This window comes from Pseudomonas guariconensis, assembly GCF_900102675.1.
GTDB lineage: Bacteria > Pseudomonadota > Gammaproteobacteria > Pseudomonadales > Pseudomonadaceae > Aquipseudomonas > Aquipseudomonas guariconensis.
On sequence record NZ_FMYX01000003.1, the window covers coordinates 114943 to 129086 of the forward strand.

Consider the following 14144-nt stretch of genomic DNA (forward strand, 5'->3'; position numbering starts at 1 on the left):
GTGGGCTAATACGAGGTGTCATGTGGGGTGATTGAATAAAATACGCGTCAGTTCGAGATTCGAAGCGCTATCGGGAAAGGATTCCAAAGCTGCTTTTACCTTCAAACCGGCGACTGCCTATCCAGCATATTCTTTTGACAAGAAAGTCGAAAAAAATTTGCAAAAATGGGGGCGTATTTCCGAGATGGGGCTGTGCTTGGTGCATGCCGTGGGCGAGCACGCGCTGGACGACAGTGAGCTGTTCCAAGGGCGCGCACAGCACGTCTTGAGCGGGTGGGATGTCATTTCAACGTCGTTGATCAGTCGCAGACGGCCATGGGCGCAAGTGCAGATCCGCAATCGGGATCCAAAGATCGCCCGGCTGCTAAGGAAGCCTCCGACGATGTATGCAAATGTCGCGTTGATTCTACAGGTACCGCCAGAAAATATTCTGGGAACCTTCCCAACGGACGTCTTCTTCCCAACGCATGAACCGGCAAAAGACTACAGGTTTGCGAGTGCAGTTTTAGGCGACAGAAGTACAGCGCGTCCGGTATTAGGAGGGGCATATACTCAGATTGAGTCGCCGCGCAGGATAATGGAAAGGACCGGGAAAGAGATGCCGGGTACTAAGTATAACGAGATTCTCGTGGTGACCCGCCCTCATGTCAGGTTGCACTTTTCGGAAACGAAGAACGTTGAAGTGAAGGGTATTATTTACACTCAAGGAAGTTGTGGTCTCAGTCCGTCGGAAGCCGAGGTGCTTCAGCGCTTGCGCGAATTGAATCCCGATCTTCCAGTCGAGGAAGGGTAAGCCTGACTTGGCGAACAGTGTGAATCTGAGCGATGGTTTCAAAAGCGAAAGAGCGAAAACTATATTCCAATCACACCGCGATGCAGCAGGTTTTATCGCAGTGGGAGAATCTCGACCGCCAAGGCATGATGCTGGTGTGCCCCTTCACCTCCATCACGGCTTTATGTGGCTATGCATTGCCAGTCATCCAACAGTGGATTGATCGTCATTGGGTACTGTCCACGTCATTGGTCAATCCGAGCGACATCGAAAAGCAACGGAAAAGCTATCGGCGAATGAATAGGGACGGGCATTTATTTTCCGGTATGCCGGAGGAACTTGGTATTGTGCTCGACGTGCCGCCGCAAAATATCCTACGTGCTGCGGCGGCACCGATGATGACTCGTACCCGAATCAACCAGCAAAAATTCATATTGGCAAACAATGGATTATTCAGTGTTGAAGGTCCAGATATTACGTCTCAGACGGATGCCTCCTTCAACGTTGTTACACCAAAAACGCTAATGAAATCGACCCGTTGGCAGCATAATGAAGTTTTGATCATGGGCAAACCCAACCAACATGTACATGGTGTTGTCACGCAGAGAGTCATCGCCAAAGATATCGTGGTGCTTTCGAAGGACACGCAATCCGAGTTTTCCCATGAAAATCGGAAGTTGTGGTTGGGTTTTCATACGGCGAATTACTTCAGGGGGCCCTATGCGCCGGCGAGGCGTTAAAGGTCGGAAGAAAGCTAATGATGGTGCGGGGCGCCGTACTGCCGCCTGAAACTCCGGTGTGAACATTGTTTGTTTGAAGTTTGGGCACGTTTGATGCCTTTGCATAGTATTCTTGAGAGGTTGGATGAAAGTATCCCAGGTTATACGAAGACTGAATTGCCTTTCGGTTGCAGAGCCCAAGACGGCTTTCAGTTCAACGCGAGCATCCTTTACGCCTAGATTCTCTTTCGACGAAAAAGTGGAAAGTGATTTGGAGGCGTGGGGGGACATTTCGAAGTATGGGCTGTGTCTGGTGCATGCTTTGGGCATTAGCTCTTTTGGGGGCGAGTTATTCCAAAGAAGAGCGCAGGATGTGTTGAGGGGGTGGGACGTAATTTCCACGTCCATGATTGCACGTAATCGTATCCGGCGACAGGCCCAAGCACACAATCTCCCAAACCGGATTCTTCGACAGATCGATAGCTGCAATTGTCTGTACGCCAATCTGGGGCTGATTTTAAAAGTACCTCCCCAAAATATATTAGGTACTCACGAGTATGATGTTTTCTTTCCGACTCATGCGCCGGCGGCACACTACGAATTTGCATCTCGAATACTGGCAAGGCGAACGGCAAAAGGAAAACTTTTCAATGAAGACCTGTTTACCAAGATTGAGTCACCTGCCGAGATCCTGAAGAAAACCATCACGCCAAGTGCCGTGTACAACGAGATATTGGTCGTTACCCGACCCAATGTCAGGGTGCACTTTTCGGCGACGGAAGAGGTTAGGGTGCAAGGCATTATTTACTCGCAGCATGGAAACGCTTTCATCCGAGACAAAAGGCGGGATCAGCTTATGCTAGACAGGTTGTGTCAGGTTAATCCGGATTTAGCTGTCGAATACATATGAGTCTGGTTGTCGGCCTCGATTTTCCTCGCCGCTGGTTGTTTTCATACACCGCCATACTCGATCTGTCAGTGTACATACCATTTGCGCAAAATCTTGCTAGTAGGCTCTTCGCATGGGATGTTTCAGACTTCGATCGCGCGCAGAGTCTCTCTCTGCGGGCTTGGCGAAGGCGGCATTCAAGCCACGGTCGTCGTGTTCATCGCCGTTGTATTCCTTCGACGAGCAGGTCGAGCGCGATTTACGTGAGTGGGGACGGCTTTCAGAATATGGCCTATGCCTGGTTCATACGCTCTGTTTGAATGGATTTCAGGCAGGCGCGCTGTCAGCGGGCAGGGCACAGGATGTCTTTAGATCCTGGGATGTGATTTCAACGTCTTTGGTCATACGCAGGCGTCTGTGGGCACACAGTATCATGCGCAGGAACCGTGCAGGCTTTGTGCAGATTTCGTCTCAGGTGACACCCATGTGTCATTCGGTGGGTTTTATATTGGATGTGCCGCCTGAAAATATCCTCGGCACGTTCTCGCGGGATGTACTTTTTCCTACCCATGCATCAGCCGATGGATACGAGTTTTCCGATGCAGTGCTTAATGGGTTCGAGCAAAACATGATGTGGGCGGGTGGCTTCAGACACATCGAGCCGCCGTTCGAGATATTGCACCATACCCGAGGTCACGGTGTTTTTTCGGATTATAACGAAATCCTTGTGGTGACCCGACCGTGCGCCAAAATACATTTTACGATGACGAAAGAAGTTGGCGTCACCGGGATCTTGTATTCCCCAGACAATAGAGGCGCTGATGCCACTGATGACATCAGACTATTACATGCAATGCTTGCATTGAATCCTGAATTACAAATCGAGCTGGCCTGAGAACTTCTGCGGTTGCGATGGAACGGTAACCCCTGAGAGCCCTCCATGCTTTGCTTCCGCCTCCGTTATGCTATGCGTCGTTCAAATGGGCTGGATGACCGGTGTGATCAATTACCTATGGTTTTTCTTGGCGGCGCTGTTCGAGATTGGCGGCTGCTATGCATTTTATCTCTGGCTGCGCCTGGGCAAGAGCGCTTGGTGGGTAGCGCCTGCGCTGGCCAGCCTGACGGTGTTCGGGCTGATTCTCACCCGTGTCGAAGCGGCGTATGCCGGCCGTGCCTATGCCGCCTATGGCGGTATCTATATCGTTGCCTCATTGCTATGGCTGGCGCTGGTGGAGCGGGCTCGGCCGATGGCCAGCGACTGGCTAGGGGCACTGCTCTGCGTGGCCGGTGCAACCCTCATTGTGTTCGGGCCGCGGTTGCAGCAAGGGTGATGCAGACAAGGCTGTAGGTGGAATCGCGTGTTTGTGTGGGATGCGTCTATTTCACCTGCGTAACGTTGTGCGGTTGAAGGCGCCACAGGCAGTCTCTGGTTTTCCGTTGGATTGGAGGGTCAGACATGTTGGTGATAGGGCGTCAGGTGGGGCAGGCGATCAAGATCCGGGACGACATCACGATTCGGGTGTTGTCCGTGCAAGGGAGTGAACAGGTGCGTCTGGGCATCAAGGCACCTGCTGATATCACGGTAAACCGGGAAGAGATCAGCGACAGCGTCAAACAAGCCCTGGCGCAGCGGCGCCAGGGCAAGCAGTCAGTCGAATAGCTCCCTGGGCACTTCGTGCTTGGCCAGCAATTGGCATTGCTGACTTTCAAGATCGAACAAAATGAACGCCTGACCTTTGGCCAGTGCCTGGCGGACCCGCAGTACGCGGGTTTCCAAGGGCGTGTCGTCGCCGTTATCGGTGCCGTCGCGGGTTACGAAGTCCTCGATCAAACGGGTGAGGGTTTCGGCTTCGAGTTGGTCGTAGGGGATCAGCATGGTCACAAAGTCTTGGCTGGGATGGGGGCATGCTACGCCAATCGCGCAGGGCTTGCCTCAGGTGCTGTGCCTCCTCGCGCCAAGCGCTCAAGGCTTGTTGCCAACCAGGCTGTCCACCGCCGGCACCCTTGTCTCGCTTTCCATCTGGGCATCATGCTCCAGCTGATGGCTGAAGCGCTCGAGCGATGCATTTGCAGGGTGCGAATCGCTGGCGAATACCGGTGGACTGAGCAGATAAGCCGCCAACAAGCGGCTCAGGGCAGCCAGGCTATCGATATGGGTCCGCTCATACCCGTGGGTGGCATCGCAACCAAACGCCACCAGCGCGGTGCGGATATCGTGGCCGGCCGTGACGGCCGAATGGGCATCGCTGAAGTAATAGCGGAAGAGGTCACGACGCACCGGTAGGTCCTGGTCGCCAGCCAGTTTCAGAAGGTGCCGTGAGAGGTGGTAATCATAAGGGCCTGAGGAGTCCTGCATGGCCACGCTCACGGCATGTTCGCTTGAGGCCTGTCCGGGCGCCACCGGAGCGATGTCGATGCCGACGAACTCGCTCACGTCCCAAGGCAGCGCTGCCGCGGCACCAGAGCCTGTTTCTTCGGTGATGGTGAACAGCGGGTGGCAGTCGATCAACGGTTGCTGGCCGCACTCCACCACGGCCTTGAGTGCTGCCAGCAGTGCTGCCACGCCAGCCTTGTCGTCCAGGTGGCGCGCGCTGATATGACCGCTTTCAGTGAACTCCGGTAGCGGATCGAAGGCGACGAAGTCGCCGATGGCTATCCCCAGTGCCTCGCAGTCGGCGCGGGTAGCGCAGTAAGCGTCCAGACGCACTTCCACATGCTCCCAACTGATCGGCATCTGATCGATGGCCGTGTTGAAGGCATGCCCGCTCGCCATCAGCGGCAGCACACTGCCGCGGTACACGCCTGTGTCGGTGAACACGCTGACGCGACTGCCTTCGGCGAATCGACTGGACCAGCAGCCCACCGGGGCCAGGGCCAGACGGCCGTTATCGAGCAGTTGGCGCACGCTGGCGCCGATGGTGTCCAGATGCGCCGAGACGGCGCGGTCGGGCGTGTTCTGACGGCCTTTTAGCGTCGCGCGGATGGTGCCGCGGCGGGTCAGTTCGAAGGGGATGCCCAATTCGTCCAGGCGTTCGGCCACGTAGCGTACGATGGTGTCGGTAAAACCGGTGGGGCTAGGAATGGCGAGCATTTCCAGCAACACGCGTTTGAGGTACTCGAGATCGGGTTCGGGGTGTCCGTTAGACATCAGGTACTCCTTGGGTTAACGCTGTTCTCTCGCGGGTAAGCCCGCTCCCACAGAGCTGCGCCGAGCCCAATGGGAGCCGGTTTACCTTGTGCACGGTTTCATGTCGGTGCTTGGCTGTGGGGAAAGAGCAGGTCGACGAAGCGCTCGGCGGTCGGTTGCGGTTCGTGGTTGGCCAGGCCCACCCGCTCGTTGGCTTCGATGATCACGTAGTCCGGCTGCTCGGCATCGCGCACCATCAGGTCCAGGCCCACCACAGGAATGTCCAGGGCGCGCGCGGCGCGCACGGCGGCGTCTGCCAGCACCGGATGCAGGCGCTCGGTGACGTCTTCGAGCGTGCCGCCGGTGTGCAGGTTGGCGGTGCGGCGCACGGCAAGGCGTTGTCCAGCCGGCAACACGCTGTCGTAGTCCAGGCCCGACGCACGCAAGGTGCGTTCGGTCTCCTCATCGAGCGGGATACGGCTTTCGCCTCCGGTGGCAGCCTGGCGCCGTCTGCTTTGGGCTTCGATCAAGGCCTGAATGCTGTGTTTGCCGTCCCCAATCACCTGGGCCGGGTGACGGATCGCTGCCGCCACCACTTCGAAGCCGATCACCACGATGCGCAGGTCCAGACCAGGGTGATAGCTTTCGAGCAGTACCCGGCTGTCGAAGCGTTGAGCCTGCTCGACGGCCTGGTTGATCTCCTCCAGAGTGCCCAGGTTGACTGCGACACCTTGGCCTTGTTCGCCATCCACCGGCTTGACCACCACTGCGCCGTGCTCTTCGAGAAAAGCCAGGTTGTCATCGGCATTACCGGCCAACTGTTGAACCGGCACGCGCAGACCGGCGGCGTCCAGAACGTGCTGGGTGAGACGTTTGTCCTGGCACAAGGTCATGCTCACGGCACTGGTCAGATCGCTCAAGGATTCGCGGCAACGGACACGGCGCCCGCCCAGGCTCAGGGTGAACAGGCCTGCGCTGGCGTCGTCGACTTGCACGTCAATGCCGCGCCGGTAGGCCTCGTCGACGATTAGACGGGCGTAGGGGTTGAGCGAAGCCTCTGGGCCAGGGCCGAGGAACAGTGGCTGGTTGATGCCGTTCTTGCGCTTGACTGCAAAGGTCGGCAGGTTGCGAAAGCCCAGCTTCTTGTACAGGCGCTTGGCTTGGCGGTTGTCGTGCAACACCGACAGGTCCAGGTAGGCCAGGCCGCGGCTCATGAAGTGCTCGATCAAATGACGCACCAGCACTTCGCCTACGCCTGGGCGGGTGCATTGCGGGTCGACGGCCAGGCACCACAGGCTGCTGCCGTGTTCAGGGTCATCGAAGGCCTTGCTGTGGTTCAGCCCCATGACGCTGCCGATCACAGCGCCCGTGTCCTCGTCCTCGGCCAGCCAGTACACCGGCCCGCCCAGGTGATGGGGGGTGAGCAGCTCTGGGTTGACCGGCAGCATGCCGCGTCCTTGGTAAAGGGCGTTGATGGCATGCCAGTCAGCGTCGGCCTGGGCCCGGCGGATGCGAAATCCGCGGAACACGCGTTGCGCAGGGCGGTAGTCGGTGAACCACAGGCGCAGGGTGTCCGAAGGATCGAGGAACAACTGTTGCGGGGCCTGGGCCAGCACTTGTTGGGGAGCGGCCACATACAGAGCGATGTCTCGCTCGCCGGGGCGCTCGTCGAGCAATGCCTCGGCGAGCACGGCCGGGTCCGGGTAGGTGTGGCCGATCAGCAGCCGACCCCAGCCGCAATGTACCGCACGGGGTTGGCCGTGGGGTTCGCTGCCGTCACCGGCCAATTGCGCCTGCAGGCGCTCGTAGGAGGGGGCTTGTCCGCGGAGCAGGCGCTGGCCATAGGCTGTTTGCGCTTTCATCGGTCAGATTCCTTGTTCGCTGAGCCAGAGGTTCAGGGCGGCCAACTGCCAAAGCTTGGAGCCTCGCAGCGGCGTCAGTTGACCCTGAGGGTTGCTCAGCAGGCTATCGAGCATGGCCGGTTTGAACAGACCTCGGTCTTGGCTTGGGTCGGTCAGCAGTTCACGAACCCAGTCCAGCGTGGCGCCTTGCAGGTGCTTCAGACCCGGCACCGGGAAGTAGCCCTTCTTGCGGTCGATCACCTCATGTGGGATTACCCGTCTCGCCGCGGCCTTGAGCACGTGTTTGCCACCGTCGGGCAGTTTGAATCGGGCCGGGATGCGCGCCGACAGTTCCGCCAGTCGGTAATCGAGAAACGGTGTGCGGGCTTCCAGGCCCCAGGCCATGGTCATGTTGTCGACGCGTTTGACCGGGTCGTCGACCAGCATCACGGTGCTGTCCAGGCGCAGGGCCTTGTCCACAGCCTCGCTGGCGCCAGGGCGGGCGAAGTGTTCGCGAACGAACTCGCCGGCCGCGTCGCTTTCCAGCAGCCACGGGGCCTGGACCGTGTCGCGATACTCGGCATGGTCGCGGTCGAAGAACGCGGTGCGATAGGCCTCATAGGCATCGTCGGCGCCGTCCACCTGCGGGTACCAGTGGTAGCCGGCGAACAATTCGTCGGCGCCTTGGCCGCTCTGCACCCCCTTGCAGTGCTTGGCCACTTCCCGCGAAAGCAGGTAGAAGGCGATGCAGTCATGGCTGACCATCGGCTCGCTCATGGCGCGGAACGCCGCCGGCAGCTGTTCGAGGATCTCGCGCTCGTCGATACGCAATTGATGGTGGCGCGTGCCGTAGTGGCGGGCGATCAGGTCCGAATACTGGAACTCGTCCCCGCGCTCGCCGCCGGCATCTTCGAAACCGATGGAGAAGGTCGACAGATCGTCCACCCCTACTTCGCGCAGCAGGCCGACCAACAGGCTGGAATCGACGCCGCCGGAGAGCAGCACGCCGACGTCCACCGCCGCCCGTTGGCGGATGGCTACGGCGTCGCGGGTGGCGTCGAGCACGCGTGTGGTCCAGTCTTCCAGGTCCAGGTGCTGTTCATCCGGACGCGGACCGTAGTGCAACTGCCACCAAGTCTCACGCTGCACCTCGCCGTGGCGGTCGATGCGCATCCAGGTCCCGGGTTCGAGCTTCTGCACGTTGGCCAGCAGGGTACGAGGCGCGGGCACTACGGCGTGGAAATTCAGATAGTGGTTGAGCGCCACCGGGTCGATCACCGGATCGATATCGCCGCCCTTGAGCAGCGCCGGGAGTGTGGAGGCGAAGCGCAGACGCTCACCGTTGCGCGACAGGTACAACGGTTTGACGCCGAGACGGTCGCGGGCCAGGAATAGGCGCTGGGCGTCGCGTTCCCAGATGGCCAGGGCGAACATGCCGTTGAGCTTGGGTAGCAAGGCTGCGCCCCAGGCGTGATAGCCCTTGAGCAACACTTCGGTGTCGCCGTCGGAGAAGAAGCGGTAGCCCAGGGCTTTGAGCTCTTCGCGCAGTTCGGGATAGTTGTAGATGGCGCCATTGAAGACCATCGACAGGCCCAAAGTGTTGTCGACCATGGGCTGAGCCGAGGCGTCGGACAGGTCCATGATTTTCAGACGCCGGTGGCCGAGGGCGATCGGGCCCTGGCTGTGGAAGCCCCAGGCGTCGGGGCCGCGAGGCGCCAGGTGATGGGTGATGCGCTCTACCGCGGCGAGGTCCGCCGGGCGAGGGGCTTGGTCGATGGGGGTGAAACGTAACTCTCCTGCTAATCCGCACATAGGTCCTTACCGGTTTTGCCGTTGGGGAATATGCGCCCCGAAATGGGGCACATAAGGAACTGACCCATGGGGGTTGTGAGAGTTTTAGATCAATCCGTTATATGGGTTAGCGGCCCCGTTGCCGGTGAACCCGGCCTCTCTATTTGCCGCGAATCAACCGACGCAACGCAAACCGGTTCGGATGACACGCCTGCGCCACCGTGCGCGGCAGCGGCAGCGGTTCACCGCACACCCAGGCTGCGACCAGCTCGCCGCTCAAGGGCGTGGTGATCAACCCTCGCGAACCATGGCCGCTGTTCACGTACAACCCGTCGAGCCAAGGACAGGGCGTGTCCGGCACCTGTCGAGCGTCTTTAGCGAGCACCGCATAGGCGTCGGTGAACGCTTGCGCATCCGCCACGGGCCCTACGATCGGCAGGTAGTCTGGGCTTGTGCAGCGGAACGCCGCTCGGCCTTGCAACCGGGCGGGGTCCAGCACGCTGGTATTGAGCCGCTCGGCCAGGTCCGTGGAGATTTCATCGAGCAGGGACAAGTTGCCCTGGTGTTCGGCGACAGTCGGTGCCAAGTCGTCGTTATGGAAGTCGAAGCTTGCGCCCAAGGTGTGCTCATCGCCACGCGGCGGCGCGACGTAGCCTTCGGCACACACCACGGTGCGCAAGGCGCGGCTGGCCTCGGTGGCTGGCAGGCGGGTGATCTGCCCGCGGATGCGCTTGAGCGGCAGCTCGGCGCAGGCCTCGAAGCGGCGGATCTCGGCGGCACCGGCGAGCACCACCACTGGCGCGCTCGCCAGCAGGCGCTCACCGTCCCACGCTTGCCAACGGCCATCGACTTTGCGCAGTTCGATCACCTCCTGGTGGGTCAGCAACTCGATGTGCGGATGTTGCAGCTGCGCCTGGCACAGCGCTGGCGGATGCACCCAGCCGCCTTCGGGATAGAACAACCCACCGGCAGGCAGTGCCACGCCTGCGACCGACTCGGCCTGGGCCTGATCGAGCACGTGCAGCAATGTGCTGTCGAAGGCCTCGGCCAGCTTGGCCTGGCGCTGTGCTTCCTTGTCGTCGAAGGCCAATTGCAGCACACCGCAGTCGTCCCAGTCCTGTCCGCGTTGCAGCTGTTGCAGCCAACGGCGGGTGTAGCCGAAGCCCGAGAGGATCATCTGCGACAGCGTCGTGCCGTGGGCCGAGAGTTTCAGGTAGAGCACGCCCTGGGGGTTGCCCGAGGCTTCCTGGGCCGGGGCGTCGTGGCGCTCCAGCACGCTGACCTGCCAGCCACGGGCCGCGAGGCTGGCAGCCGTGGCGCTACCGGCAAGGCCGGCACCGATGACCACGGCATGCCGCGGGCCTTGCACAGGGGCAGGGCGGGCATACCAAGGTTCGGGTTCGGCTGGGGCGGGTTGCTCAGCGGGCCAGCCCTGGAACTGGCCGTGCATGACCTCCCATTTTTTACCGATACCCGGCACCTTGCGCATGGCAAAGCCTGCAGCGATCAGGCCACGACGCACCCAGCCGGTGGTAGTGAAGGTGCCCAGTGTGGTGCCGGGCCGGGACAGCCGGGCCAGTTGCGCGAACAGCTCCGGCGTCCACATGTCGGGGTTCTTCGCCGGGGCGAAGCCGTCGAGGAACCACACATCGACCTGCGCATCGAGCGTAGGCAATTGCGTCAGGGCATCGCCCACCATCAGGGTCAGGGTCACCCGCCCATGGTCGAAGCTGAACTGCTGGAAGCCGCCATGTACCGCCACGTACTGTGCCAGCAGCGGCTGCCAGTAAGGTTCGAGTTGTGGCCACAGCTGTACCGCGCGGGCGAGGTCTTCGCGGGTGAGCGGGTACTTTTCGACGCTGACAAAATGCAGGCGCGCACCCCGCGGGGCGTGTTCGGCGAACAACTGCCAGGCACAGTAGAAATTCATGCCCGTGCCGAAGCCGGTCTCGCCGATCACCAGGCAGTCCTGGGGCGTCAGGGCGGTGCAGCGTTCACGCAGGCGGTTCTGTTCGAGGAAGACATGCTGGGTTTCCTCGATGCCTTCGTTCTTGGAAAAGTAGACGTCGTCGTACTGCCGCGAGTGAGGGCGGCCCTGGTCGTCCCAGTCGATCTGGGCGTGCTGTAAGAAGGTGTCAGGCATGGTTGGCTCAGCATGTCGCGGGAGGACGATTTTAAGCCATTTACGCACCTGTCGCTGCGCCAACCGAACAGAACCGAACGTGGCCAGCGATTGGACCTGAAGCCTGGCGCACAATCCGCTAGTCTTGGTTATCCATTGAAGGAGCCAAGGCAACTCATGTTCGAATCCGCCGAAATTGGTCACAGCATCGACAAGGAGGCTTTCGAGGCCGAAGTACCCGCCCTGCGCGAGGCGCTGCTCGAAGCCCAGTACGAACTCAAGCAGCAGGCGCGCTTTCCGGTGATCGTGTTGATCAACGGCATCGAGGGCGCCGGCAAGGGCGAGACGGTCAAACTGCTCAACGAGTGGATGGACCCGCGTCTGATCGAGGTACGCACCTTCGACCAGCAGACCGATGAGGAACTGGCCCGTCCGCCGGCCTGGCGCTACTGGCGGGCGTTGCCGCCCAAAGGGCGCATGGGTGTGTTCTTCGGCAACTGGTACAGCCAGATGCTGCAGGGACGGGTCCATGGTCTGTTCAAGGATGCGGTGCTCGACCAGGCCATCACCGGGGCCGAGCGTCTGGAGCAGATGCTTTGCGACGAGGGCGCGCTGATCATCAAGTTCTGGTTCCATCTGTCCAAGAAACAGATGAAGGCGCGTCTTAAGGCGCTCAAGGACGACCCTTTGCACAGCTGGCGCATTAGCCCGCTAGACTGGCAGCAATCGCAAACCTATGACCGCTTCGTGCGTTTCGGCGAGCGTGTGTTGCGTCGCACCAGCCGCGACTACGCGCCCTGGCATGTGATCGAGGGGGTCGATCCGTACTACCGTAGCCTGGCGGTGGGGCGCATCCTTCTGGAGAGCCTGCAAGCGGCGCTGGCCAACGATCCGAGTAGCAAGCACAAAGGCAACGTGGCGCCATTGGGGCGCAGCATCGACCAGAAGAGCCTGCTCGGCGCGTTGGACCTGAGCCGGCGCCTGGACAAACACGATTACCAAGAGCAACTGGTCACCGAACAAGCTCGCCTTGCAGGGCTGCTGCGCAACAAGCAGATGCGCCGCCATGCATTGGTGGCGGTGTTCGAAGGCAATGACGCGGCAGGCAAGGGCGGCGCTATCCGCCGGGTGGCCGCGGCGCTCGACCCCCGTCAGTACCGCATCGTACCGGTCGCCGCGCCCACCGAGGAGGAGCGGGCCCAGCCTTACCTGTGGCGTTTCTGGCGGCATATTCCGGCGCGAGGCAAGTTCACCATCTTCGACCGTTCTTGGTACGGCCGGGTGCTGGTGGAGCGGGTGGAGGGCTTTTGCACCCCGGCCGACTGGATGCGTGCCTATGGCGAGATCAACGATTTCGAGGAGCAACTGACCAACGCGGGCGTCGTGGTGGTGAAGTTCTGGCTGGCGATCGACCAGCAAACGCAGCTGGAGCGCTTCGAGGAACGCGAGCAGATCCCGTTCAAGCGCTACAAGATCACCGAGGACGATTGGCGCAACCGCGACAAGTGGGACCTGTACGTAGAGGCGGTGGGGGACATGGTCGACCGCACCAGTACCGAGATCGCGCCCTGGACCTTGGTCGAGGCCAACGACAAGCGTTGGGCACGGGTGAAGGTGCTCAAGACCATCAACGAGGCGCTGGAAGCAGCATTTCATAAATCCCGCAAGTAAGTGCTTGGCTGTCACCTATTTTGGCGAGCGAACCCGCTTCCACAGCCTAGCGGTGCACTTGTGGCAGCGGGTTTGCCGGCGAAAAGGCCAGCGTAGGCGACAGGGGAAATCCTGGCATGCCCGCAAGGAATGACCCGATGAATTCTTTTCCCGCGACTTTTCCCCAGCCCTGTACTCCAAGCCCTTAGAATTTCCAGTACCCCCACCCGCAGGGCCTGATTCGAGGACGCTATGCACATTTCTTCCGGACGCTGGGGCTACGGCCTGTTCCTGGCACTGCTGACCGCGTTTCTCTGGGGCATTCTGCCGATCAAGCTCAAGCAAGTCCTGCAGGTGATGGACCCGATCACCGTCACCTGGTATCGCCTCACGGTTTCTGGCTGCCTGCTGTTCGCCTGGCTGGCGGTCAATCGGCGCTTGCCGGCTGTCCGCAAACTTGGACGCAAGGGCGCAGGCCTGATCGCCGTGGCAGTCTTCGGCCTGATGGGCAATTACGTGCTGTACCTAATCGGGCTCAACCTGCTCAGCCCTGGCACCGCACAATTGGTGGTGCAGATTGGCCCGGTGTTGTTGCTGGTGGCCAGCGTGTTCGTCTTCAAGGAGCGCTTCAGCCTGGGACAGGGGCTTGGGTTGTTGGTGCTGCTGGCTGGATTCGGGCTGTTCTTCAACCAGCGGCTCGAAGAGCTGCTGACCTCGTTGGGCGTTTATACCACCGGCGTGTTGACCATTCTGCTGGCCACGAGCATCTGGGTGTTCTATGCCCTGAGCCAGAAGCAACTGCTCACGGTGTGGCATTCACAGCAGGTGATGATGGTGATGTACCTGAGCTGTGCGCTGTTGCTGATGCCCTGGGCGCATCCATTGGAGGCATTGCAGTTGAGCCCGCTGCAAGGCTGGCTGTTGCTGGCGTGTTGCCTCAATACCCTGGTGGCGTACGGAGCGTTCGCCGAGGCGCTGGCCCATTGGGAGGCCTCGCGAGTGAGCGCGACCTTGGCGCTCACACCTTTGGTGACTTTCCTCGCCGTGGCCGCGGCGGCCGTGCTGTGGCCGGATTATGTCCAGGCCGAAGACATCAACGCCCTGGGATACGTCGGGGCGGTGACGGTGGTGGTGGGGTCGGCCCTCGTGGCGTTGGGACCTTCATTGATGGCCGGCTGGCGTGCGCGGCGTGCGCGATTGGCACAGGTTCAGTGAACCAGACGTGGCTGCGCC

General features: G+C 60.6%; 13 protein-coding genes. 8 read left to right on the plus strand and 5 right to left on the minus strand.

Annotated elements, in window-relative coordinates; translation table 11 throughout:
- Nucleotides 1-31 precede the first annotated feature (31 nt).
- The 6 genes from BLS27_RS05850 to BLS27_RS05875 all read left to right on the plus strand — a co-directional run bounded on the left by BLS27_RS05850 (nt 32) and on the right by BLS27_RS05875 (nt 4040).
- On the plus strand, nt 32-793 hold the full coding sequence (locus tag BLS27_RS05850; protein WP_139205737.1) for a hypothetical protein: 762 nt from the start codon (nt 32-34) through the stop codon (nt 791-793).
- 32 nt (nt 794-825) lie between these two features.
- Nucleotides 826-1512 carry a hypothetical protein gene (locus tag BLS27_RS05855; protein ID WP_139205738.1) on the plus strand — a complete coding sequence of 229 codons (687 nt, stop codon included), beginning with the start codon at nt 826-828 and terminating at the stop codon, nt 1510-1512.
- 124 nt (nt 1513-1636) lie between these two features.
- A complete protein-coding gene (locus BLS27_RS05860) occupies nt 1637-2401 on the plus strand; it encodes a hypothetical protein (RefSeq protein ID WP_139205739.1) in 765 nt (254 codons plus the stop codon).
- A 463-nt stretch (nt 2402-2864) separates the two neighbouring features.
- Complete coding sequence (locus tag BLS27_RS05865) at nt 2865-3275, plus strand: hypothetical protein (RefSeq protein ID WP_043206616.1); 411 nt, start codon at nt 2865-2867, stop codon at nt 3273-3275.
- 103 nt (nt 3276-3378) lie between these two features.
- A complete protein-coding gene (locus BLS27_RS05870) occupies nt 3379-3711 on the plus strand; it encodes a YnfA family protein (RefSeq protein WP_090344022.1) in 333 nt (110 codons plus the stop codon).
- A 125-nt stretch (nt 3712-3836) separates the two neighbouring features.
- Nucleotides 3837-4040, plus strand: a complete 204-nt coding sequence (locus BLS27_RS05875) for a carbon storage regulator (RefSeq protein WP_043206614.1) — start codon at nt 3837-3839, stop codon at nt 4038-4040.
- Here the strand turns inward: BLS27_RS05875 and BLS27_RS05880 are convergent.
- The 5 genes from BLS27_RS05880 to mnmC form a co-directional block, all read right to left on the minus strand.
- The gene (locus BLS27_RS05880; protein WP_043206612.1) at nt 4029-4256 is read right to left on the minus strand and encodes a YheU family protein; all 228 of its coding nucleotides are present in this window, start codon (nt 4254-4256) and stop codon (nt 4029-4031) included. The two genes, BLS27_RS05875 and BLS27_RS05880, sit on opposite strands and share 12 nt — an antisense overlap.
- A gap of 87 nt (nt 4257-4343) precedes the next feature.
- Nucleotides 4344-5528 (minus strand): osmoprotectant NAGGN system M42 family peptidase, encoded by a 1185-nt coding sequence (locus BLS27_RS05885; protein ID WP_090343655.1) that lies wholly within the window; start codon nt 5526-5528, stop codon nt 4344-4346.
- A gap of 98 nt (nt 5529-5626) precedes the next feature.
- Nucleotides 5627-7369, minus strand: coding sequence for an N-acetylglutaminylglutamine synthetase (ngg, locus tag BLS27_RS05890; protein WP_090343657.1), 1743 nt, complete (start codon nt 7367-7369; stop codon nt 5627-5629).
- 3 nt (nt 7370-7372) lie between these two features.
- Nucleotides 7373-9160 (minus strand): N-acetylglutaminylglutamine amidotransferase, encoded by a 1788-nt coding sequence (locus BLS27_RS05895; protein ID WP_090343659.1) that lies wholly within the window; start codon nt 9158-9160, stop codon nt 7373-7375.
- Nucleotides 9161-9299: 139 nt separating this feature from the next.
- The gene (gene mnmC, locus BLS27_RS05900) at nt 9300-11282 is read right to left on the minus strand and encodes a bifunctional tRNA (5-methylaminomethyl-2-thiouridine)(34)-methyltransferase MnmC2/FAD-dependent 5-carboxymethylaminomethyl-2-thiouridine(34) oxidoreductase MnmC1 (RefSeq protein ID WP_090343661.1); all 1983 of its coding nucleotides are present in this window, start codon (nt 11280-11282) and stop codon (nt 9300-9302) included.
- Nucleotides 11283-11438: 156 nt separating this feature from the next.
- Here mnmC and pap point away from each other — a divergent pair, with 156 nt between their 5' ends.
- Complete coding sequence (gene pap, locus BLS27_RS05905) at nt 11439-12932, plus strand: polyphosphate:AMP phosphotransferase (RefSeq protein WP_043206607.1); 1494 nt, start codon at nt 11439-11441, stop codon at nt 12930-12932.
- A gap of 231 nt (nt 12933-13163) precedes the next feature.
- Entirely contained in the window at nt 13164-14126 is a 963-nt protein-coding gene (locus tag BLS27_RS05910; protein WP_090343663.1) for a DMT family transporter, read from the plus strand.
- Nucleotides 14127-14144: the final 18 nt, after the last annotated feature.

Excerpts from the sequence above, each read along its gene's own strand:
- BLS27_RS05855 (WP_139205738.1), top strand. The coding sequence starts at position 826 with ATGGTTTCAAAAGCGAAAGAGCGAAAACTATATTCCAATCACACCGCG.
- BLS27_RS05860 (WP_139205739.1), top strand. The coding sequence starts at position 1,637 with ATGAAAGTATCCCAGGTTATACGAAGACTGAATTGCCTTTCGGTTGCA.
- BLS27_RS05865 (WP_043206616.1), top strand. The coding sequence starts at position 2,865 with ATGTGTCATTCGGTGGGTTTTATATTGGATGTGCCGCCTGAAAATATC.
- BLS27_RS05875 (WP_043206614.1), top strand. The coding sequence starts at position 3,837 with ATGTTGGTGATAGGGCGTCAGGTGGGGCAGGCGATCAAGATCCGGGAC.
- BLS27_RS05880 (WP_043206612.1), bottom strand. The coding sequence starts at position 4,256 with ATGCTGATCCCCTACGACCAACTCGAAGCCGAAACCCTCACCCGTTTG.
- BLS27_RS05885 (WP_090343655.1), bottom strand. The coding sequence starts at position 5,528 with ATGTCTAACGGACACCCCGAACCCGATCTCGAGTACCTCAAACGCGTG.
- ngg (WP_090343657.1), bottom strand. The coding sequence starts at position 7,369 with ATGAAAGCGCAAACAGCCTATGGCCAGCGCCTGCTCCGCGGACAAGCC.
- BLS27_RS05895 (WP_090343659.1), bottom strand. The coding sequence starts at position 9,160 with ATGTGCGGATTAGCAGGAGAGTTACGTTTCACCCCCATCGACCAAGCC.
- mnmC (WP_090343661.1), bottom strand. The coding sequence starts at position 11,282 with ATGCCTGACACCTTCTTACAGCACGCCCAGATCGACTGGGACGACCAG.
- pap (WP_043206607.1), top strand. The coding sequence starts at position 11,439 with ATGTTCGAATCCGCCGAAATTGGTCACAGCATCGACAAGGAGGCTTTC.
- BLS27_RS05910 (WP_090343663.1), top strand. The coding sequence starts at position 13,164 with ATGCACATTTCTTCCGGACGCTGGGGCTACGGCCTGTTCCTGGCACTG.